The following is a 19,015-nucleotide window of genomic DNA, read 5'->3' on the forward strand; positions in this document are numbered from 1 at the left end:
CGCAGCCTCGATCCGCGAGTCGGTTCAGTTCGAGTCGACGACGAGGATCGGGACGCTGGTCGACCGGAGCGTCCGTTCGGTAACGCTGCCGAGCAGCGCCCGCTTAACGCCCGAGCGACCGTGCGAACCCATCACGACGAGATCAATTCCGTTCTTGTCGGCGTAGTTGGCGATCATCGAGTGGGGTCTGCCCGCCGAGACGTGCTCGACGACCTCGAGCCCCCTCTCGGCCGCGCGATCAGCGACGAAGCCGGTGGCGCTATCGGCGCGTTCCCGAACCTCGTCCATCTCGCCGTAGTTCCCTTGCTCGATGCGATCGAGCTGTTCGCCGCCGAGGCTGAGACTCATCGCGTTCGTATCGAGCACGTACAGGGCGTGTACTTCGGCCCCGTACTGTTCGGCGAGATCGAGCGCGTGCTCGACCGCCTTCTCGGCCGTTTCGCTACCGTCCGTCGGAACGAGTATTTTCTCGTACATGGGTTAGTCGTCCGCGGGGGTTTCTCCCCCGTCGGTCACGACGTCTTCCGCGGTCTGCTGCTGCCCCATCGGTTCGGGGCTGTGACACTGTCGGACGACCCGCTTGGTCGCCATGTCCGGCTCGTCGGTCATCAGCGAGACGACGATGGTGACCACGAAGACGACCGGCAGCGTGATGAGCGCCGACCCGATGGCCGGCATCCACTGTGCCATTCCTGCCGAGAGCGGTGCCTCGAGCGAGGAGACGTACGTCGGGACGATCTCGTTGATCATCGGAAGGGACCACATGACCAGTCCGGTGGTCATGCCAGCGAGAGCGCCCTGACGGTTGGCGTTCTCCCACCACATGCCGAGGAAGAACATCGGGAACAGCACGGAGGCGGCCAGCGCGAACGCGTAGCCGACGAGAGCGGCGATCGACGATGCGGGGTCGAGCGCAGCCAGCGTGGTCAGCACACCGAGCGCGATGATCGACAGCCGTCCGACGAGGACCTGCTGGCGCTGAGTCGCGTCCGGGTTGATGATATTCGTGTAGATGTCGTGGCTGATCGCCGAGGAGCCGGCGATGAACAGCCCGGCAACCGTTGCGATCGCCGCGGCGATACCGCCTGCTGCGACCAGTCCGACGAACCACGTCGGCAGGGCCGCTAGCTGGGCCGCCAGCACGACGATGACCTCACTGGCTGCACCGGTCATGCCGGGGTCACCGTACGTTGCGCCGACGTTCGAGGAGTAGAGGTCCGTACCGAACGCCGCGAACGCGGGGGCGCTCCAGTACAGGATACAGATGAAGAACAGTCCCCAGACGGTCGACCAGCGGGCCGTCCGCTCGCTTTCGACCGTGTAGAACCGAACCAGCACGTGCGGAAGACCGCACGTACCGAAGATCAGCGAGAACGTGGTTGCGACCCACAGGTAGTAACTAGAGCCGGAGAACGGTTCGGAGAACTGGTCTCCGAGTTCGCTAATCAGCGCACCGTACTCGAGCTGGGGCAGCACCGTCGAGTAGCCCTGCGTCCAGCCGACGGCGTACAGGCCGAGCACGAACGCCATAATGAGGATGACGTACTGGACCGCCTGGCCCTTCGTCGCGCCCATCATCCCGGACAGCGTCAGGTAGGCGACGGTAATCGTCATCATGGCAACGACCATCACCTGGTAGCCGTCGAGGCCAGGGATGAGGCCGCCGAAGTCACCGAAGATGTACAGGCCGACGAGTGCCATCCCTTTCGCCTGACCGATAGCGTAGACGAATCCGATGAGGAACGTCGTCACGGCTGCGATGGCGCGTGCGGTGTCGGAGTTGAAGCGGTCGCCGACGAAGTCGGGTGCCGTATACTTCCCGAACCGGCGCAGCTGTGCGGCCATGAAGATGAGCAGAATGAAGTATCCCGTCGTCCAGCCGACGACGTACACCAGCCCGTAGAAGCCGGCCAGTGCGATGGATGCTGCCATCCCGAGATAGGACGCTGCCGACATCCAGTTGGCGCCGATTGCCATCCCGTTCTCGACGTTACCGATGGAACGACCAGCGACCCACATGTTCTCGGTGTCGGCCACGCGGAAGACGAAGCCGATGGCGAGGAACAGGCCCAGCATCGCCAGCACCAGGATGGCCGGGACGATCTTGAACGAGATGTCCATCGCTTCCGGCAGAAGACTCTCCTGCAACGGAACGACCGGAACCCCCGTCATTCGTCGACACCTCCGTCGGTGGCGGCGGCGGCCTCGCCGCCGGTCTCGTCACCGATGGTCGGGTGCTCGATACCGTACTTGGCATCGAGCGCGTCGCGCTTGCGCGAGTACCAGAACGCCAGGAGTAGCGCGCTGGTCGGCGCGCCGAACGCGACCAGGAAGTAGTGCAGCGGGAAGCCCAGAACCGGCATCTCGACCGTCATCGCGTCGGTCGCGAGGTACGTCAGCGTCACCGGGGCCCACGTGGTGATGACCCAGATGACGAAGCCCGTCCAGACGATGCGCAAGTGGTCGCGCATGAACGGCGTACTCGGATTCAGGAGGTTCACCTCCGAACTGAGATAGTCGGTGTTTCGGTGCGCCTGGCTGGCCTGTCCAGCCACGCCACCGTCCGTTGCGGCCTGTTTATCAGTCGAGTCGTGAGTGTTATTATCTGGCATATGTGTGCGAATCGTATTTTTTAGTCGCGTTTTTTAGCCCGAAAATCGGGTGGTGGTTAGTCTTTCGACACTTGCTCTGCGATCTCGTCGACGACCTCGGGGTTGCGCAGCGTCGAGGTGTTCCCGAGCTCGTTGCCGCTCGCGATGTCCTCTAACAGCCGGCGCATGATCTTGCCCGAACGCGTCTTGGGCAGTTCGTGCGTGAAGGCGATCTCCTCGGGCTTGGCGATGGGTCCGATCGAGTCGAGGACGGCCTCCATGGCCCGGTCCTCGAGTTCTTCGTTACCCTCGTAGCCGTCTTCGGGGATGGCGTAGACGTAGACCGCCTCGCCTTTGACCTCGTGGTCGCCGCCGACGACGGCGGCTTCGGCGATCCCTTCGACGCTGACGACGGCCGACTCGATCTCCATCGTTCCCAGCCGGTGGCCGGAGACGTTGATCACGTCGTCGACCCGGCCGAGGATGGTGATGTAGCCGTCCTCGTCGATCTTCGCGCCGTCTTCGGGGAAGTAGACCCACTCGTCGGCCTCTTCGTCGGAGTACTCCTGCCAGTACTCCTCGAGGAACCGCTCGTCGTTGTTGTACAGCGTGCGAAGCATGCCGGGCCACGGTTTGTCGACCGTGACGTAGCCGGCCTGTCCGGCCTCGACTTCCTCACCCTCTGTATCGACGACGCGAGCGTCGATCCCCGGCAGCGGCGGCCCCGCGGAGCCGGGCTTCATGGTGTTGATTCCCGGCAGTGTCGTGATCATCATCCCCCCGGTTTCCGTCTGCCACCAGGTGTCGACGATCGGACACTCCTCGTTGCCGATGTGCTTGTAGTACCACTTCCACGCTCGCGGGTTGATCGGCTCCCCGACGGTGCCGAGCAAGCGCAGCGAGGACAGATCGTGATTCTGCGTGTACTCTTCGCCCCACTTCATGAACGCGCGGATGGCCGTCGGTGCGGTGTAGAAGATGTCGACTCCGTTCTTCTCGACGATCTCCCACAGCCGGTCCTTGTCGGGATAATCCGGCGTTCCCTCGTACATCACGCTCGTCGTCCCGAGTGCGAGCGGCCCGTAGACGATGTAGGAGTGACCGGTGATCCAGCCGATGTCGGCCGAACACCAGTAGGTGTCGTCGGCCTCGATATCCAGCACTGCGTGGCTGGTCCAGGCGGAGTACGCGAGGTAGCCACCGGTAGTGTGTTTGACACCCTTTGGCTGCCCGGTCGTTCCGGACGTGTACATCAGGAACAGCATATCCTCGGCGTCGCGCGAAACCGGTTCGACCGTCGACCCCTCGTACTCGGCTACCAGCTTGTCGTAATCGTGCTGGTTGTCCGCGAGGTCATGCTCGAGTTCGTCGCCCAGTCGGTCGACGACGATGACGTCGGAAACCTCGTGGTCAACACCCTCGAGGCCCTCGTTGGTTTTCGAGATGTGATCGAGCGCGTCTCCGCGTCGATAGTACCCGTCGCACGTGACGAGATACTCGCTGTCGGCCGAGTTCATCCGAGTCGCCAGCGCGTCGGCCGAGAAGCCGGCGAACACGACGCTGTGTGGTGCACCGATGCGGGCACACGCGAGCATCGCGATCGGCAGCTCCGGAACCATCGGCATGTACAGCGTGACGATGTCGTCCTCTTCGACGCCGAGGCCGCGCAACGTTGCGGCGAAGTCCTCGACCTCGTCGAGCAGTTCCTCGTAGGTGAAGGTTCGCGTCTCGCCGAGTTCCCCTTCCCACTCGATCGCAACGTTGTCGCCACGACCTTCCTCAACGTGACGGTCGAGGCAGTTGTACGATGCGTTGAGTTCACCGCCGTTGAACCACTCGTAGAACGGTGCGTTCCCGTCCTCGAGAACGGTATCGTACTCCTCGTCCCACGAGAGAAGGTCAGCTGCGCGCTCCCAACACCCCGGCCAGTCCTCTTCGAACTCGTCGAAGATCTCTGGATCAGTGACGTTTGCCTGCTCGACGAACGACTCGGGCGGATCGAACGCCTCCTGCTCGGCGAGTCGTGCCTCGAGATTGGCATTGTCCTGTGACATGGTACACCCACTCAATTGAATAGCTACTTAGTAAAGCACACCTCTAGTTGTGCAAAATCGACCCGATTCTCGAGGGGGGGGGGGGACCTAGCATATATTGACAGTATTAGGAGGTGATACCCGCTCGGTGCGCGCGCTGAGCCCGAAAAATCGGTGGCGAGACGGGGTATCGCTCGGCGCGCATCGAGCCGTCTCGGAATAGTCCGTTCCGAACTCGGCGCAATCGAGCGGACCACCTAGAGACTTAGGCTCGAACCAGCCGACTACGACCAGGAGCCGTTACCCGTCCGGATCGTCGAGGAACGTCCGAAGCAACTCGTGTTGGCCCTTTCGAAGGTGGTTGTGCAGCGTCGGTGAGGAGACACCCATCGCGTCGGCGACTTCCTCGGCCGTGCTTTCCCGAGGCCAGTCGTAGTAGCCGCCGAAGTACGCTGCGCGGAGCGCGGCCTCCTGCCGGTCCGTGAGCCGGTCCTCGAGGCCTTCCCGGAACTCGCGGGCCGTCTGGACGGTCCGTTCGGCTTCGCGTTTCCCGATCAGTTCGGAGTCGGAAAACACCGACCGGAGGCCGTCGAGTATCGTCCGGAGGTCGGCGTCGGCCGCGCAATCTCCGGTGATCGTTGCGGACCCTCCCTCGAACACCGCCGCGTGGACGGTCACGCCGTACTCGGTTAACGTGACGATCGGACAGGAGCCCCTGATGACGAACTCGACGCGCCAGCTGTTCTCGTCGGTCTCGACCAGCCGACAGTCCTCGATCCCGGACGCAGCGTCGGCGAGGTCGAAGACGTCGGACGGCGAGGCCCCCTCGAGGCGGACGTAGTAGAGCTGCGTCGACTCGTCGATTGGGACTAATGAGTCGAGTTCGAACCGGCAGTCGAGCCGGCGCGAGGCGTCGACGAAGAACGATCGCTCGTCCCGACAGGCGACCTCGAGTTCGATCACCCGATCCGACAGCAAGAGGTTCCGTCGGCGGATCGCAGCGATCGCGTAGCCGACCTGACGGCCGATCATCGTGAGCCACTCGCGTTCGTCGGTATCGAAGGCCCCCGGACGGTCGGCTGCGATCGAGAGCATCCCGTAGACGGTGTCGCCGTACGCTAGCGGCACTCTCGCGACGGCCCCTTCGAACGTGTCGTCGCCGTCGAACGTCGCCGTGACGTCGTTCGCGACGACGACTTCGTCCGTCGGCCGAGCGTCGTCCGAGTCCGCCCGCTCGAGACCGGTAACCAGTTCGTCCTCGCGCCACTCATCGGGGACGACTCGCTCGACCGCATCGGGGTTGATCCCGCTGGACGCGCGCCGTTCCCGGCGGCGATCCGAGATGGTGGCCCGGTCGATCCAGGCGAATTCGTACACTGGACCGTCGGTGAGTGCGGCACACGTCGTCGTCTCGACCTCCTCGTGATCGGTCGACTCGAGCAACGCCGTCGTCACATCCCGGTGTCGCTGCGCGACCGCGTACAGCCGGTCGAGTTCGTCTCGGCGCTCGCGGACGGCCTCGAGTTCCTCGTGCGTGCCCGTCCCGTCACGGACGAAGACGGCGAAGCCGCGGTGATTCCCCTGATCGTCTCGCAACGGCGAGACGACTTCGGTCGCCCGGAACTGCGAGCCGTCCTTGTGGACGCGCCAGCCGTCGGTCTCACAGCCCGACTCCTCGAGCGCGGTCGAGAGCGTTCGTTCGGGAGCCCCCGCCTCGACGGCGTCGTCCGTGTAGAACGTCGAGACGTGGGTGCCGACGATCTCGCCGGCCCGGTAGCCGAAGAGCGCGGCCGCACTGCGGTTCCAGCGCTCGACGTAGCCGTCCGCGTCGAGGCGGACGAGCGCGTATCGGTCGCTGGCGGCCAACAGGAGGCGAACGACGCTGTCGTCGCTCACCGCGGGACCGGAGCGGGGATCGCCCGACTGCGGCCCGGACGGCCCCTCGACGGCGTCGAAGGCGTCGACGATCTCGGCGTCCGTCGGCTCGGGCAGATAGGACTCGAGGGCCTCGAAACTGCGCCAGCCGCCCGCGGTCTTGACGACTCGAGGGTTGACGTCGTGGTCGACGAGTGCAGTATGGGCGAAGTACTGCCGGAGGTCACTCGTCGAAACGTCGGCGAGTGCGGGGTCGTCGAAGAGCTCGTTCGCCCGATCGGCGACGTCCGAGACCAGCATCTGCAGTCGGCGAGGCGTGACGGCGAAAATACGATCGGTGGGGAGAAGGTCATTACTGCGGGCATATCGGCGGAGCTCGCGCTCGACGCGGGTCGGCAGATACGCGGTTCGGGTCCCTCGGTCGTCGGTCGGAACCCGCATCAGATATCGCGGCGGATCGATTCGCACCTGCTCGATGTCGTCGATCGTGAGCCGCGTCAACTCTGCCGGTCGAAGTCCGACATCCCCACAAAGCCGAATAACCAGTGCCTCACGGTAGGTTTCGGCCGCTTCGAGCAACGATTCGTACTCCTGTCGCGAAAGCACCGCTTCCCCAGTCCCCTTGAGACTCATCGATTCTAGTTCGCTCTTTCTGAAGACACGAACATAATTGTGTCGGCCTTTACCGGGTACATCGACAGTTGCCCGAATTCGGCGTCGCTCAAGGGGAGTACGTTCGTTTCGGGAATGTAGAAAGAGCGAAACGCTATCGAGTCGGTTCGCTGCTTTTCCCCTCATCGGCGATCTCGGCCTGAATCTCGCCGACGATCTCCGGATTGCGAAGCGCGCTCGTATCGCCCAGCTCTTCGCCGTTAGCAACGTCCTCGAGGAGGCGGCGCATTATCTTCCCCGAGCGCGTCTTGGGAAGCTCCGGGGTGAAGATCACCGCTTCGGGCCGGGCGATCGGGCCGATCGCGGACTCGATATTGTCGAGGATCGACCGCTGTATCACCGCGTCGGAGTCGTGTCCGCTCTCGGTGCTGACGTACGCGTAAATTTCCGTATCGCCGGTCCCGCTCGAGCGGCCGACGACTGCGGTCTCTGCGACGCCGTCGACGTCGGCGATTGCGCTCTCGATTTCCATGGTGCCGAGCCGGTGACCGGAGACGTTGATCACGTCGTCGACTCTGCCGAGGACGGTGATGTAGCCGTCTTCGTCGACTCGAGCCGTATCTCCGCTGAAGTAGCGCCAGTCGTCAGCGTCCTCACGAGACTCCGTCGAGTGAGGGCTCGTCAACTGTCTGTTGACGGCGTCGGGATCCGAGAATCGCCGCCAGTACTCCGTGACGAATCGATCGTCGTTGTCGTACAGCGTGCGGGCCATCCCCGGCCACGGACGGCCGATCGTGAGGTAACCGGTCTGACCGGGTTCGACCTCCTCACCGGCCTCGTCGACGACCCGGACGTCGATCCCCGGCAGCGGCGGCCCCGCGGAGCCGGGTTTCATCTCGTCGATCCCCGGCAGCGTCGAGATCGTGACCGCACCGGTCTCGGTCTGCCACCAGGTGTCGACGACCGGGCAGTCCCCGCCGCCGATGTGCTCGCGGTACCAGTTCCACGGGCGGGGGCTGATCGGCTCGCCGACGGTGCCGAGCAGGCGCAGCGAGGAGAGATCGTACCGGGAGGGGTAGTCCGTTCCCCACTTCATGAACGCGCGGATCGCCGTCGGCGCGGTGTAGAAGATGTCCACGGCGTTTCGGTCGACGATCTCCCAGAGCCGATCCCGATCCGGGTAATCCGGCGTTCCCTCGTACATTACCGTCGTCGTCCCCAGCGCGAGCGGCCCGTAGACGATGTAGGAGTGGCCGGTAATCCAGCCGATATCGGCCGCACACCAGTAGGTGTCATCGGGTTTGACGTCGAGCACGGCTCGACTCGTCCACGCGACGTGGGCGAGGTACCCACCCGTGGAGTGGACGACACCCTTCGGCTCGCCGGTCGTCCCCGAGGTGTACATCAGGAACAGCATATCCTCGGCGTCCCGCGAGACCGGTTCGACGGTCTCCCCCGCGAACGTCTCGCGGAGGTCGTGGTAGTCACACTCGTTCTCTCCGAGGACGTGCGGCAAGTCGTCGCCGAGTCGGTCGACGACGACCGTCTGGACGTCCTGCTCGAGCCCGATGCGGGCGTTGTCGGCCTTGCTCTTCTGGTTGAACGCGTCTCCGCGGCGGTAGTAGCCGTCGCAAGTGACGAGATATTCGCTCTCTGCGGCGTCCATCCGCGTCGCGAGCGCGTCCGCCGAGAGGCCGGCGAAGACGACGCTGTGTGGCGCGCCGATCCGGGCACAAGCCAACATCGCGATCGGCAGCTCCGGAATCATCGGGAGGTAGATCGTCACGACGTCGTCTTCCTCGACGCCGAGATCCCGCAACGCCGCTGCGAACTCGTTGACCTCGACGTAGAGATCCCGATAGGTGTAGGTGCGACGCTCGCCCCGCTTGCCCTCCCAGCGAATCGCGGCGTGGTTCTTTCGGCCCGACTCGAGGTGGCGATCTAGGCAGTTATAGGATGCGTTGAGTCGGCCGTCCGCGAACCAGCGATAGAAGGGCGCATCCTCGTCCTCGAGGACGGTCTCGTACTCCTCGTCCCACGAGAGGAGATCGGCCGCGCGCGTCCAGCAGTTCGGCCAGTTCCGCTCGAACGTCTCGTGGAGTGCCGGCTCTGTCACGTTCGCCTGTTCGATGAACGAGGGGGGAGGGCTATGGGGAGAGCCGGTCGGTGCGGACGCATCTCGGTCCGGCCCGTTCCGTTCGACCATGTATCGTCCGAACCGTAGATGGTCAGAGGAATAAACGTTCCTTCTAATCCAAGACAATCAGCAGTTCAAGCTCCCGCTATTCGAGGCAGCGTTGCCCGCGTCGGTTAGAGATCGTCCTGGGTCGAATCGATATCGGCCATCTCCTCGGGATCGGCCTCGTGGCCGGGTTCGCGGACGACATAGACGTCGTACCGGTGGTCGTTCGCGACCGGGCTCCCGACGCTCGACTGAGGCGCGATGACCGAGCCCGCATTCTCCGAGCCGATGAAGACGACCGATGCCTCGATCTCGCCGGCGACCCGTCGGATCTCGCGGACGACGTTCGTCGTCGACGTCGCAGTCGGTTCGTCGGAGCTGACCCGCTCGACCCGGACGGTCGCCTCCGGCGTGACCTCCGTGGCGCGGGTCTGCATTCCTGTCGCGATCGCGTCCGGATCGAACGGCTCGCCCTGCGTGATCCAGCCGCGGTCCCGTGCGTACTCGGCGTCGTTCGGAATAACTGTCAGAACGACGAGCTCTTCGTCGAGCAACTCGCCGAACGTGGCGGCTCGCTCGAGCGCTTTCGTCGCCAACTCCGATCCGTCGAACGGAACGAGTAGTGACATACGGCTAGCTCATACGACAGCGGAGGTAAATGTTCTCCCTCTCCGGCCATACTCATCCGTAATTCCCACCAGTATCGCGCGACGGCTCGTTGTCCGGCCCCTCAGTGCCCCCCATCGTCTCCGTCGCCGACGACCAGCACGGGCCGGTCCGTGATCCTGACGACCCTGTCGACGGTGCTGCCGAGCAGTGCCCCTTTGAACGACGAGCGGCCGCGGGAACCGAGGACGATCGCCCCCGCATTCAGTTCGGCCGCGTAGTCGAGGACCTCCTCGTGCGGCACGCCGGAGCGAACGGCCGTCTCGACGGGAACACCGGCCGAGTCCGCCGTCGATTCCAGCTCCTCGAGCCAGCCCGACGCTCGCTCTCGATGGTGTCGCTTGGCCTCCGCGGGATCGACGATACCGGTGTCGTACTCGGTTCGTTCGTCGACGACAGCGATCCCGTACAGCGGTGCGTCGAACCGCTCCGCGAGTGCGATGGCGTGCTCGACCGCGGTCGCCGCGGCCTCGCTCCCGTCGGTCGCGACCAGAATGGAATCGTACATGGGCGTCGGTACGTGCCCCCTCGAGAAAGCATTGGGGCTCGCAGGGCAACGTCCTCGGACGTAGTTCCACCGCCCCGTCCGAGTGTCACCCGAAAGCTCCAGAACGATTATTTCTCGTCAAATAGTCACTCCTCTATAATGTCGCAGGAACTGGGTTCCCGCGCTCGAGAGTTGGCGAAGCCCTACTACGAAGACGCCCTTCCGGCGCACGATCTGTTCCACGCTGCCCGAGTCAGAAACGTATCGATTCGGTTAGCAGCGGAATGCGAGAGCAGGGTCGATAGAGCCGTCCTTTCCGCGGCGGCATGGTTACACGACATCGGTCGCCCGCAGGAGAGAATGGGAGCGATCGATGATCACGACGAGTGGGCCGCGGCCGAAGCCGCGGATCTTCTCGAGGCGGACGGAGTGACGGCGGATCGAATCGACGCAGTTACGCACTGCATTCGGGCGCACAGTATTCGGGCAAGTTCTCCGGAGCCGGAGACGCTCGAGGCCCGACTGCTCTTCGATGCGGACAAGTTAGACGCTGCTGGAGCGCGCGGTATCGTTCGACTGGCCTGTATCGTCGGCGAGCGTTCGGGCAGAGCCGGTGAAAAATACGCGGTCATCGACGATGCATCGGTGTCCGGAACGGATTCGTCGGATAGTCCCGACATCACGCTCCTTCAGGAGTGGGCACGGGAGCGTCTGAACGCGTTGTATACCGCGCCGGGACGGTGCCTGGGCGACTCGCGACGACAGTTCATGGACGATTTCTTCGCACAGTTCGAGAGCGAAATCGGTGTGGAGGGAGAGCGATAATTTGGGCTTCGGTGAGTCTCGAGAGAGATGGCCGAGGGGGGTTCGAAGCACCGTCAGTCGCCAGTGCCCTTCTGTGAGCGATCTTCGATCCCGACACCACGCGCCGCCGTCGCCTTCACCGAGGCGACGATCGACCGGCCCGGCTCGAGCCCCAGCGTCTCGACGCTCCGGCGAGTGACCAGTGCCACGAGTTCCGTGCTGTTCTCAACGCCCTCCCTGGCTTCCAGCTCGATCCCCACCCGAGCGACGGCGTCGCCGGCCTCGAGCCACGAGACGGTCCCCCGGAACCGATTTCGAACGCTCGTTCCCTCGGCTCGCGGCGCGTCGCTGGGCGCGTGGAGACTCACGGCGTCGGAGCGGATCGTCACGGACGCGGTCGAAGCCGCAGCCGGAACGACTGCCAGAATCTCCCCTGCATCGGTCTCGACGGTTGCCAGCTCACCATCGCGATCGATCACTCGCCCCGAGAGCACCGTCTCGTCGACGCGGGCGACGCCCTCGTAGGCCGCGACGAGCCGATCGAACCGCGCCAGCAGGTCCCGTGCCGTCGATGTCAGCGAACTCCCGCCGCCGTCGGCCCCGCCGCGGGTCCGCTCGACCAGCGGCCCGATTGCCTCCTCGAGCGCCACCACCCGTTGCTGGAGGCGGGGATAGGATCGCTCGAGGGCCTCGGCTGCCCCCGACAGCGAGCCGCGGTCATCGATCGCGCGCAGCATCTCGACGTCGCTGCGATCGACGGCGACGTCGTCGATCCGCAGGTAGGGGTCGAATTCCTTTTCCATGGTCATCGGTGGGTCACGCGGTGATTTCGATCGAATCGCAGCCGAAGCTGAATCCGCTCGAGTACCCCTTCACAATGAGGCGAGAAGTTCGTTTTCATCGTACAACAGGTCGCCGTTGACGAACCGAGCAGTTCGTTCGTCGCGGGGATCGTCGAAGATCCGCTCCGGTGGACCCACCTCGACCAGTTCGCCCTCGAGCAGGAAGGCGACGCGATCCGAGATCCGCTCGGCCTGGTGCATGTCGTGGGTCGCGAGTAAGACACCGTGATCGCGCTCGCGAGCGCGTTCGATCGCGCGCTCGAGGATAGCCGTGTTCCGCGGATCGAGATCCGAGGTCGGCTCGTCGAGCACCAGCAGGTCGGGATCCGCCGCGAGCGCGCGAGCGAAGGAGACCCGCTGGGCCTCACCGCCGGAGAGCGACCCCGCGTCGCGGTCCCACGCGTCCCGAAGGCCGACGAGTTCGAGGGCCCCGAGCGTTCGGTCGTCGACCGTCGGCGAGGCGCGAATCCAGCGGGCCGTGAGCCGCTCGAGGAAGTCTCCCACTCGCTGGGGCCACGACCGGCGAACCCGTTGGCCGATATCGACGTTGCGCGCCACCGAGGTCTCGAACAGGCTCGCTTGCTGGAAGACGATGCCGATCCGCCGACGGAACTCGAGCCGATCGTCTCGAGACAGGGACCACGGATCCGTTCCGTCGGAGCGAACGGCACCGTCGGTCGGCCGCTCGAACAGCGCGGCCAGCCGCAACAGCGTCGTCTTGCCGGCCCCCGAGGGGCCGATGATCGTCACGATCTCGCCCGACTCAACCGCGAGCGAGACGTCGGTCAGGATCTCCGTCTCGTCGACGCCGTAGGACGCGTGCTCGAGTTCGAGGTTCATCGCTGCTCCGCCTCCATTGCAGTCGCTCGAATCATTATCGACCTCCGAGCCGCAGGACGATTCCGTTGACGAGCAAGACGAGGACGAGCAACACCGCACCGAGCACCAGCGCCGTCTCGAACTCGCCGCGGCGCGTCTCGAGCGTGATCGCGGTCGTGATCGTGCGGGTTTTCGACGTCCCGTCGGCGTAGGCGATGTTGCCGCCGACGATCAGGACCGAGCCGACCTCGCTGATCGCGCGGCCGAAGCCGGCGAGAATCCCGGTCACGACGCCGTAGCGCGCCTCCTTGAGAGTGATCAGCGCGACGTCGGCTCGGGTCCCGCCGACACCGTAGGCCGCATCTCGGACGGCGTCGTCGACGCTCTCGATGGCCGACAGGGCGACGCCGGTGATCACCGGCGCGGCGAGGACGCATTGGGAGATGATCATGGCTTCGGGCGTGTAAACGAGCTCAAGCGCGCCGAGCGGGCCGCTGTTCGAGAGGGCCATCAGAACGAGCAGTCCGACGACGACGCTCGGAAAGCCCATCCCCGTGTTGATGACGGCCGTGATCACCCGCTTCCCGCGGAAGTCCGCGAAGCCGACGACGAAGGCGATCGGCAGACTGAGGAGGGTACTCAACAGGATGGCGGTCAGGCTGACCGTCAGCGAGACCTGGATGATGCTCCGGAGATAGTTCGGTTCGGCGAGGGACTCGAATGGCATCGGTAGTGGGTCGTTTCGTCTGGGTAGTGGACCTGCCGATCACTCCTCGCTCGAGTCCGGTTGCCATCCCTCCGGGACGTACTGCTGGAAGTTCGGGTCCTCCGACAGGGCCTCGGGGTAGAACAGCTGTTCGCCGTTCGCCGTGTAGTCCCCGACGAGTTCCTGCCCCTCCGGACTCGTGAAAAAGCCGATGTAGGCCATCGCGAGGTCGTAGTTGACGTTCGAGTGAATTTCCGGATTGGCCGCCATGATTCCGTAGGGGTTCGCGAGCAGCTCCGGTCCGCCCTCGATCGGTCCCTGTAGCAGGATCTCGAGGTCGACGTTATCCTGCATCGAAAGGAACGTCCCCCGATCGGCGAGCGTGTACGAACCCGACTCGCTCGCGTTGTTTAGCGTCTCTCCCATGCCGCTCCCGAGTTCCTGGTACCACTCACCGCCGGGCTCAGCACCCGATTCGTCCCAGATAGCTAACTCTTTCGTGTGCGTGCCCGAGTCGTCACCGCGCGAAACGAACTGCGCTTGCGCGCTCGCGACGGCCTCGAAGGCCGCAGTCGCCTGCTCGGTGTCGCCGACGCCCGCCGGGTCGTCGCTCGGCCCGACGATCACGAAGTCGTTGAACATCAGGCTCCGCCGGTTGACTCCGTGTCCCTCTCGCATGAACTCGTCCTCGAGTGAGCGCGCGTGGACCAGAATCACGTCGGCGTTACCGTTGCGAGCAGACTCGATCGCGGCACCGGTTCCCTGGGCGTTGGCCGCGACGGGCGTTCCGAACCGCTCCTGGAACGCGGCGTTAATCTCGTCGAGCAGTCCCGTATCGTACGTGCTCGTCGTCGTCGCGAGCGCGAGTTCCTCGCCGGCGACCGATCCCTCGCCGTCGTCTCCGGACCCGAGACAGCCGCCGACGGCGGCGGCGATCCCCGCCGCACTGGCCCCGAGTAGCTCTCGTCGTCGATATTCCATATACGGAACAACGATGGAACACAACAATATAAACGTACCGCTCAGGGAACCCAACAGTGGTTATCGATGCTGCTCTCGAGCTCGATACGGGTGAAAACGTGACCGTAATTGGTTACGCGAGGCGACCGACCCGACCGACGCTCGGTCGGAACTAGTCGGACTGCGCCACCGCTACTACGACGTTCCGAACGTAGCGCATGCTCGTCGCGATCGACATGATCCCGTCCATCAGCGCCTGCTGAGAAGCGCCGTCCGGATAGACCCGATACTCCACCTGAACCGTCTCCGCCTCGCGCAACTGGCAGGAGACGCCGTCCTCATCGAGGAACGTGTAGAACCCGGGCGTCGCCGCCAGCATCGGCCCGACGTACTCGAGCAACTCGCTGCGCCGCTGATCGTCACGGAGCAGGTTCTGGGCCCGGTCGGTGTCGAACCCGCTCCGGCCGACGATCCGAATCGGGCCGAACTCGGTCTCCTTGACGACGTGGACCGGTAGCTTCGAGAGTTCGACCTGGAAATTGAATTCGGTATCCTCGTCGGTGTGGGGAGTCACGTTTCGGATGGCCGTGTCGTCCAGCCAGTGGCGGACCTGCGTTTCGCTGATGTGTCTCGTCATACACGGGCCGTCAGCGAGCAGCAGGATAAGGCTTCAGCGGGATATCGCCTGTGCTGTTCACCGGTCCCACCTCAAGCAGGACCCGAGCGAGTGAACTGAATCCGCGCTCTTAGTGCTTGTCCGGCATCGTCGAGTGCCGCGTCGTCTTGCGCATATCCGCCCGTTTGGACGGTGGCGGTGCCATCGTCGAGTGGCGGCTGGGGCCGCCTGACGCCGTTCCATGATCCTCGTCACTACCGAGACCCGATCCCAGGAGCCCGTCGTCATCGGTGTCCTCCTCGTCCGCCGCGTCATCGGCTGTCACTTCGTCGGTGGCCTCGTCGTCGGTCGTCTCGTCGGTTTCGTCGGCCTCCTCGGTACCGGCGCTTCCGGCACTCGCCGACTCGAGGCGGTCTTTGAGCTGCTGGACGTCGTCGCCGAACTGCTCGAACGAGGATTCCATCGACGATCGGAGGCGGTCTCCGAGATCGTCAGCTGTCTCGTCCGCTTCCGATTTGGCCGCCTCGTCCTCGGTAGCCGTCGATTCGTCGTCCGGTGTCTCCTCGTCTGCTTTGCTCTCCGCTTCCTCCGCTTCTTCGGTATCGGATTCGGCCCGTTCACTCATCATTTCTTGAAGATCATCGACAGCCCCTTCAAAGCTATCGTCGTCAGCCCGGTCGGCGAGGTTCGCGAGGTGGAGCAATCGCTGGAGATTCTCGAGGTTCTCCTGCTCGCCGCGAGCGATAGCCTCCGGGATCGAATCCGGTTCGGAGCCGTCTTCGAGCGTGTCCAGTCCGATCGCCGCGAGCAGTTCGTTGGGGTCGGCCGACTCGAGGAGGTCGCTCGCCTCCCGGGCGGTCTCGAGCAGGTCCCGTCCGGTCGACTCGCTCTCATCGCTCGAGTCGTCCTCGCTATCCGAGTCACCGTCGGAAACGATCGACCCGCTGAACGCGTCGGCTTCGTCCAGTACCTCGTGCACTCGATCGTGGAGTTGTGAGTCGCTCATCTGTGGCTTTCAGGTCGCACCGCTTTGTCGTGTGCGATAGTCAGATCGGGAGCGACGGAGTGCAGTCGATCGTCTCGTCCCCGGCAGCCGTCACTCGGCTTCCGCTTCCGTTTCCGACTCCTCGTCCGAGTCGGAGTCCGACTCCTCATCCGTCACCGTCTCGATGATCTCGTCGGTCATCTCCTCTCGGCTGAGGTTCGCCTTCACGCCGACGTCCTTCGCGACCGACTGCAGATCGCTGTAGGACATCACGCCGAGGAAGTCCTCGAGCGTGTCCTTCCGGAGGTCCTCGAGGTCCTCTATGGACGGCTCATCCTCGCCCGCTTCGGACGGCTCGGCTTCGTCGGTCGATTCTTCGCTTTCGTCAGCCGTCTCGTCGGCTTCATCAGCCGATTCGGCAGCTTCGTCGCCCGTCTCTTCGTCGTCCTCGCTCCCGCCGCTGACTGTCTCTGTGGCTTTGCTAGCAGCTCCTTCGACCGATTCTTTGGCCGTATCGGCGGCCTCTTTGATCGACTCCGTGGTGCTCGTTTCGTCGCTTTCAGTTCCGTCCTCCTGTGCGTCCGTTTCGTCCGTCTGCTCCTCGCCCTCGGATTCCGTCTGTTCCTCGCTCTCGGATTCGTCCTCGTCGGTGTCGTCGCTTTCGTCGCTTCCGACGCCGTCGAGGAGTCCCTCGAGACTGCTGCCGTCGGTCACGCCCTTGGCCATCGACTCGAGCGAGTCGCGGCCCTCTACGTTCGCGACCGACTCGCGGAGGGCGTCCTTGATTGCCGTCGAGAGATCCGTTCGAATCTCATCGAGTTCCTTTCCTTCGTCGACGCCCGCGGCGATCGTCTCGTGGACCTCCCGACCGATGGCCGCGCCGACTTCGCGCCCGAACCGTTCGCCGAACTCGCGACCGACCGCAGCGCCGACCTCGCCGCCGTCGATGTTGTCCTCGAGACTGCCGTCACCGAGCATATCGGCGACGTCGATCTGGTTGCTGACCTCGTCGGCGACCATACTCTTCAGTCCTGACTCGTTACTCACAGCGACCACCTCGAGTCGGTTCGCGGAGCGAGTGCGTTCCCTGAATCACGGTCTTATTCCTCGTCTTCGTCCGTCTGTTCCGATTCGTCGTCCGCCGATTCCTCGTCCGCCGCGTCCGATTCGTCGTCGCCTTGCGCCTCGCTCTCGTCGGCGTCGTCCTCGGCGCTCTCGTCGTCACTCTCGGCATCGGTCTCTTCTGCATCCTCTTCGTCCGCGTCGTCTTCGTCGTCGGACGCATCGCCGTCTTCGGCGCTTTCGTCTGCAGACTCGTCGTCTGCTTCATCGTCTTCCTCGCCGTCTTCGGCGCTTTCTTCGTCGGACTCCTCGTCCGTTTCATCCGCTCCATCGCCGGAACTGAGGAGTTCGTCGACGACCATGTTCCCGATCGTCCGCCCGAGGGATTCGCCGATCGCCCGCCCGACGATCGCGCCGAGCTGTCCGCCCAGCGCCTCCCCGAGCGGTTTGTCCCCGTCGATCTCGTCTTCCCACTGCGTTCCGTCGACCAGTTCGTCGACGTCGATGTTCTCGGTGATCTTCTCGGTATCGACCCGTTGTGTGAGTGAGTCGTCGCTCATGATGCGGCCTCCGCCTGTGACGGCTCCGCCTGTCCACTGCCCTCTTCGTCCTGATCCGGCTCGAGTTGCTCGAGTAGCTGTTCGAGCATCGCGCTAACGACTGCCGAGACGAGCTCCTCAGTTGGGAGGCTCGGAGCGAGTTCGGCTAGCTTCTCTCTCACCCAGCTCGCTGCCCCCATAACCCCGTCCTTCAGACGCTGTACCGCCGACGAAAGCGGACCGGGGGATTCGTCTTCGCTTTCGGACGCCTCTTCCTCCTCGGCGTCCGCCTCGCTCGCTTCCTCGTCCCCGCCGAAGAGCCCCGTGAGCTTTTCGACGGGCTTGTTCAGCAGGTTTTTGACGAACTCGATCGGCTTGCTCAGCATCGATTTCGCCTTGTCGATCATCGCACCGGGGCCGTCCAGCAGCCCCGTCACCGCCGACAGCAGATTACCCAGCAGGTTGTTCCCGCCCGGTCGCGCCGAAACGTCCAGCGTCACCGGATCGAGATTGACCTCGAGTCCGAGCAGATCGAGGAACAGTCCGTCGAGGTCGAGGTGAAGGACGCCCGACGCGTCGTCGCCCTGGTAGACGTCGTCGGCACTCTCGACGTGGTCCTCGTCTTCGTCCGTCTCGCTCTCGTCTTCCCCCGCATCCTCGCCCTCACTTTCGGCTTCGATCTCCGGTTCCTCCGCCGACTCGTCTTCAGTCTCCGATTCGTCCTCGGTTTCTGCCTCGTCCTCTGTTTCCGCTTCGTCCTCACTTTCCGCTTCGTCCTCCGTCTCCGCTTCGTCTTCGGCTTCTTCCGCGTCTTCTGACTCCGTCTCCGCACCTTCGTCTTCGGCCTCTTCCGCATCGTCCCCTTCGTCTCCGGACTCTTCCTCGGCCTCCGAGTCGTCTTCTGACTCGGACGCTGCGTCGTCACCGTCGTCCTCCGCTTCGGCGTCTGCCTCGCTCGAGTCGTCGTCTTGCTCGTCTTCGGACTCCTCCATCTCCGCCTGCCCACCGTCAGTCAGCACTCGGCGTGGCGATCCTGCCGTCGATTCGGCTTCGTCGGGACGGCTCGAGGCCTGTTCGGCTCCGTCGAGATCCGAACGTTCCTCGGCGCCGTCGGATGCGAGATCCTCGGTCATTATACGGAAACAGAGACGAGAGAGAGCGTTGTGGGGATTGGCCTTGCGTATGCGACTGTCCGCCGTACTGCGGCAGAAAATCCTGCTGACGGCCGAACTGATA

General features: G+C 64.3%; 18 protein-coding genes. 1 reads left to right on the forward strand and 17 read right to left on the reverse strand.

Translation table 11 applies throughout. The features are described from left to right. Positions 1-24: 24 nt before the first annotated feature. From HYG81_RS34410 to HYG81_RS34445, 8 genes are all read right to left on the reverse strand, one after another. The gene (locus HYG81_RS34410; RefSeq protein ID WP_180840670.1) at positions 25-477 is read right to left on the reverse strand and encodes a universal stress protein; all 453 of its coding nucleotides are present in this window, start codon (positions 475-477) and stop codon (positions 25-27) included. Between the two features lie 3 nt (positions 478-480). Beyond that, positions 481-2,172 carry a VC_2705 family sodium/solute symporter gene (locus tag HYG81_RS34415; protein WP_180840671.1) on the reverse strand — a complete coding sequence of 564 codons (1,692 nt, stop codon included), beginning with the start codon at positions 2,170-2,172 and terminating at the stop codon, positions 481-483. Next, the gene (locus HYG81_RS34420; protein WP_180840672.1) at positions 2,169-2,612 is read right to left on the reverse strand and encodes a DUF4212 domain-containing protein; all 444 of its coding nucleotides are present in this window, start codon (positions 2,610-2,612) and stop codon (positions 2,169-2,171) included. Before HYG81_RS34420 ends, HYG81_RS34415 begins: the two co-directional genes overlap by 4 nt. A 56-nt stretch (positions 2,613-2,668) precedes the next feature. Next, positions 2,669-4,645, reverse strand: a complete 1,977-nt coding sequence (gene acs / locus HYG81_RS34425; protein WP_180840673.1) for an acetate--CoA ligase — start codon at positions 4,643-4,645, stop codon at positions 2,669-2,671. 279 nt (positions 4,646-4,924) lie between these two features. After that, a complete protein-coding gene (locus HYG81_RS34430) occupies positions 4,925-7,132 on the reverse strand; it encodes a bacterio-opsin activator domain-containing protein (protein WP_180840674.1) in 2,208 nt (735 codons plus the stop codon). Positions 7,133-7,265: 133 nt separating this feature from the next. Then, the gene (gene acs / locus HYG81_RS34435) at positions 7,266-9,317 is read right to left on the reverse strand and encodes an acetate--CoA ligase (protein ID WP_180840675.1); all 2,052 of its coding nucleotides are present in this window, start codon (positions 9,315-9,317) and stop codon (positions 7,266-7,268) included. A gap of 104 nt (positions 9,318-9,421) precedes the next feature. After that, positions 9,422-9,922 (reverse strand): universal stress protein, encoded by a 501-nt coding sequence (locus HYG81_RS34440; RefSeq protein WP_180840676.1) that lies wholly within the window; start codon positions 9,920-9,922, stop codon positions 9,422-9,424. Positions 9,923-10,023: 101 nt separating this feature from the next. Next, positions 10,024-10,467 carry a universal stress protein gene (locus tag HYG81_RS34445; RefSeq protein WP_180840677.1) on the reverse strand — a complete coding sequence of 148 codons (444 nt, stop codon included), beginning with the start codon at positions 10,465-10,467 and terminating at the stop codon, positions 10,024-10,026. 138 nt (positions 10,468-10,605) lie between these two features. Between HYG81_RS34445 and HYG81_RS34450 the strand changes: the two genes are divergently transcribed. After that, on the forward strand, positions 10,606-11,271 hold the full coding sequence (locus HYG81_RS34450; RefSeq protein WP_180840678.1) for an HD domain-containing protein: 666 nt from the start codon (positions 10,606-10,608) through the stop codon (positions 11,269-11,271). A 53-nt stretch (positions 11,272-11,324) separates the two neighbouring features. Here HYG81_RS34450 and HYG81_RS34455 read toward each other — a convergent pair whose 3' ends face one another. The 9 genes from HYG81_RS34455 to HYG81_RS34495 all read right to left on the reverse strand — a co-directional run bounded on the left by HYG81_RS34455 (position 11,325) and on the right by HYG81_RS34495 (position 18,912). After that, positions 11,325-12,053, reverse strand: a complete 729-nt coding sequence (locus HYG81_RS34455; RefSeq protein ID WP_180840679.1) for a TOBE domain-containing protein — start codon at positions 12,051-12,053, stop codon at positions 11,325-11,327. Positions 12,054-12,122: 69 nt separating this feature from the next. Then, complete coding sequence (locus HYG81_RS34460; protein ID WP_180840680.1) at positions 12,123-12,932, reverse strand: ABC transporter ATP-binding protein; 810 nt, start codon at positions 12,930-12,932, stop codon at positions 12,123-12,125. A 34-nt stretch (positions 12,933-12,966) separates the two neighbouring features. Further along, positions 12,967-13,638 carry an ABC transporter permease gene (locus HYG81_RS34465; RefSeq protein ID WP_180840681.1) on the reverse strand — a complete coding sequence of 224 codons (672 nt, stop codon included), beginning with the start codon at positions 13,636-13,638 and terminating at the stop codon, positions 12,967-12,969. A gap of 39 nt (positions 13,639-13,677) precedes the next feature. After that, positions 13,678-14,598 carry an ABC transporter substrate-binding protein gene (locus HYG81_RS34470; protein ID WP_180840682.1) on the reverse strand — a complete coding sequence of 307 codons (921 nt, stop codon included), beginning with the start codon at positions 14,596-14,598 and terminating at the stop codon, positions 13,678-13,680. 151 nt (positions 14,599-14,749) lie between these two features. Next, positions 14,750-15,214 carry a hypothetical protein gene (locus tag HYG81_RS34475; RefSeq protein ID WP_180840683.1) on the reverse strand — a complete coding sequence of 155 codons (465 nt, stop codon included), beginning with the start codon at positions 15,212-15,214 and terminating at the stop codon, positions 14,750-14,752. A 109-nt stretch (positions 15,215-15,323) separates the two neighbouring features. Further along, entirely contained in the window at positions 15,324-16,199 is an 876-nt protein-coding gene (locus HYG81_RS34480) for a hypothetical protein (protein WP_180840684.1), read from the reverse strand. A 90-nt stretch (positions 16,200-16,289) separates the two neighbouring features. Beyond that, positions 16,290-17,234, reverse strand: a complete 945-nt coding sequence (locus tag HYG81_RS34485) for a hypothetical protein (protein WP_226375968.1) — start codon at positions 17,232-17,234, stop codon at positions 16,290-16,292. 44 nt (positions 17,235-17,278) lie between these two features. Beyond that, positions 17,279-17,800 (reverse strand): hypothetical protein, encoded by a 522-nt coding sequence (locus tag HYG81_RS34490; RefSeq protein WP_180840685.1) that lies wholly within the window; start codon positions 17,798-17,800, stop codon positions 17,279-17,281. Further along, positions 17,797-18,912, reverse strand: coding sequence for a hypothetical protein (locus tag HYG81_RS34495; RefSeq protein ID WP_180840686.1), 1,116 nt, complete (start codon positions 18,910-18,912; stop codon positions 17,797-17,799). Before HYG81_RS34495 ends, HYG81_RS34490 begins: the two co-directional genes overlap by 4 nt. Between the last annotated feature and the right edge of the window lie 103 nt (positions 18,913-19,015).

The organism is Natrinema zhouii, assembly GCF_013456555.2.
GTDB lineage: Archaea > Halobacteriota > Halobacteria > Halobacteriales > Natrialbaceae > Natrinema > Natrinema zhouii.

Excerpts from the sequence above, each read along its gene's own strand:
- HYG81_RS34415 (WP_180840671.1), bottom strand. The coding sequence starts at position 2,172 with ATGACGGGGGTTCCGGTCGTTCCGTTGCAGGAGAGTCTTCTGCCGGAA.
- HYG81_RS34445 (WP_180840677.1), bottom strand. The coding sequence starts at position 10,467 with ATGTACGATTCCATTCTGGTCGCGACCGACGGGAGCGAGGCCGCGGCG.
- HYG81_RS34495 (WP_180840686.1), bottom strand. The coding sequence starts at position 18,912 with ATGACCGAGGATCTCGCATCCGACGGCGCCGAGGAACGTTCGGATCTC.
- HYG81_RS34480 (WP_180840684.1), bottom strand. The coding sequence starts at position 16,199 with ATGAGCGACTCACAACTCCACGATCGAGTGCACGAGGTACTGGACGAA.
- HYG81_RS34430 (WP_180840674.1), bottom strand. The coding sequence starts at position 7,132 with ATGAGTCTCAAGGGGACTGGGGAAGCGGTGCTTTCGCGACAGGAGTAC.
- HYG81_RS34460 (WP_180840680.1), bottom strand. The coding sequence starts at position 12,932 with ATGAACCTCGAACTCGAGCACGCGTCCTACGGCGTCGACGAGACGGAG.
- HYG81_RS34475 (WP_180840683.1), bottom strand. The coding sequence starts at position 15,214 with ATGACGAGACACATCAGCGAAACGCAGGTCCGCCACTGGCTGGACGAC.
- HYG81_RS34450 (WP_180840678.1), top strand. The coding sequence starts at position 10,606 with ATGTCGCAGGAACTGGGTTCCCGCGCTCGAGAGTTGGCGAAGCCCTAC.
- HYG81_RS34490 (WP_180840685.1), bottom strand. The coding sequence starts at position 17,800 with ATGAGCGACGACTCACTCACACAACGGGTCGATACCGAGAAGATCACC.
- HYG81_RS34470 (WP_180840682.1), bottom strand. The coding sequence starts at position 14,598 with ATGGAATATCGACGACGAGAGCTACTCGGGGCCAGTGCGGCGGGGATC.
- HYG81_RS34420 (WP_180840672.1), bottom strand. The coding sequence starts at position 2,612 with ATGCCAGATAATAACACTCACGACTCGACTGATAAACAGGCCGCAACG.
- HYG81_RS34440 (WP_180840676.1), bottom strand. The coding sequence starts at position 9,922 with ATGTCACTACTCGTTCCGTTCGACGGATCGGAGTTGGCGACGAAAGCG.
- HYG81_RS34410 (WP_180840670.1), bottom strand. The coding sequence starts at position 477 with ATGTACGAGAAAATACTCGTTCCGACGGACGGTAGCGAAACGGCCGAG.
- HYG81_RS34465 (WP_180840681.1), bottom strand. The coding sequence starts at position 13,638 with ATGCCATTCGAGTCCCTCGCCGAACCGAACTATCTCCGGAGCATCATC.
- acs (WP_180840675.1), bottom strand. The coding sequence starts at position 9,317 with ATGGTCGAACGGAACGGGCCGGACCGAGATGCGTCCGCACCGACCGGC.
- HYG81_RS34455 (WP_180840679.1), bottom strand. The coding sequence starts at position 12,053 with ATGGAAAAGGAATTCGACCCCTACCTGCGGATCGACGACGTCGCCGTC.
- acs (WP_180840673.1), bottom strand. The coding sequence starts at position 4,645 with ATGTCACAGGACAATGCCAATCTCGAGGCACGACTCGCCGAGCAGGAG.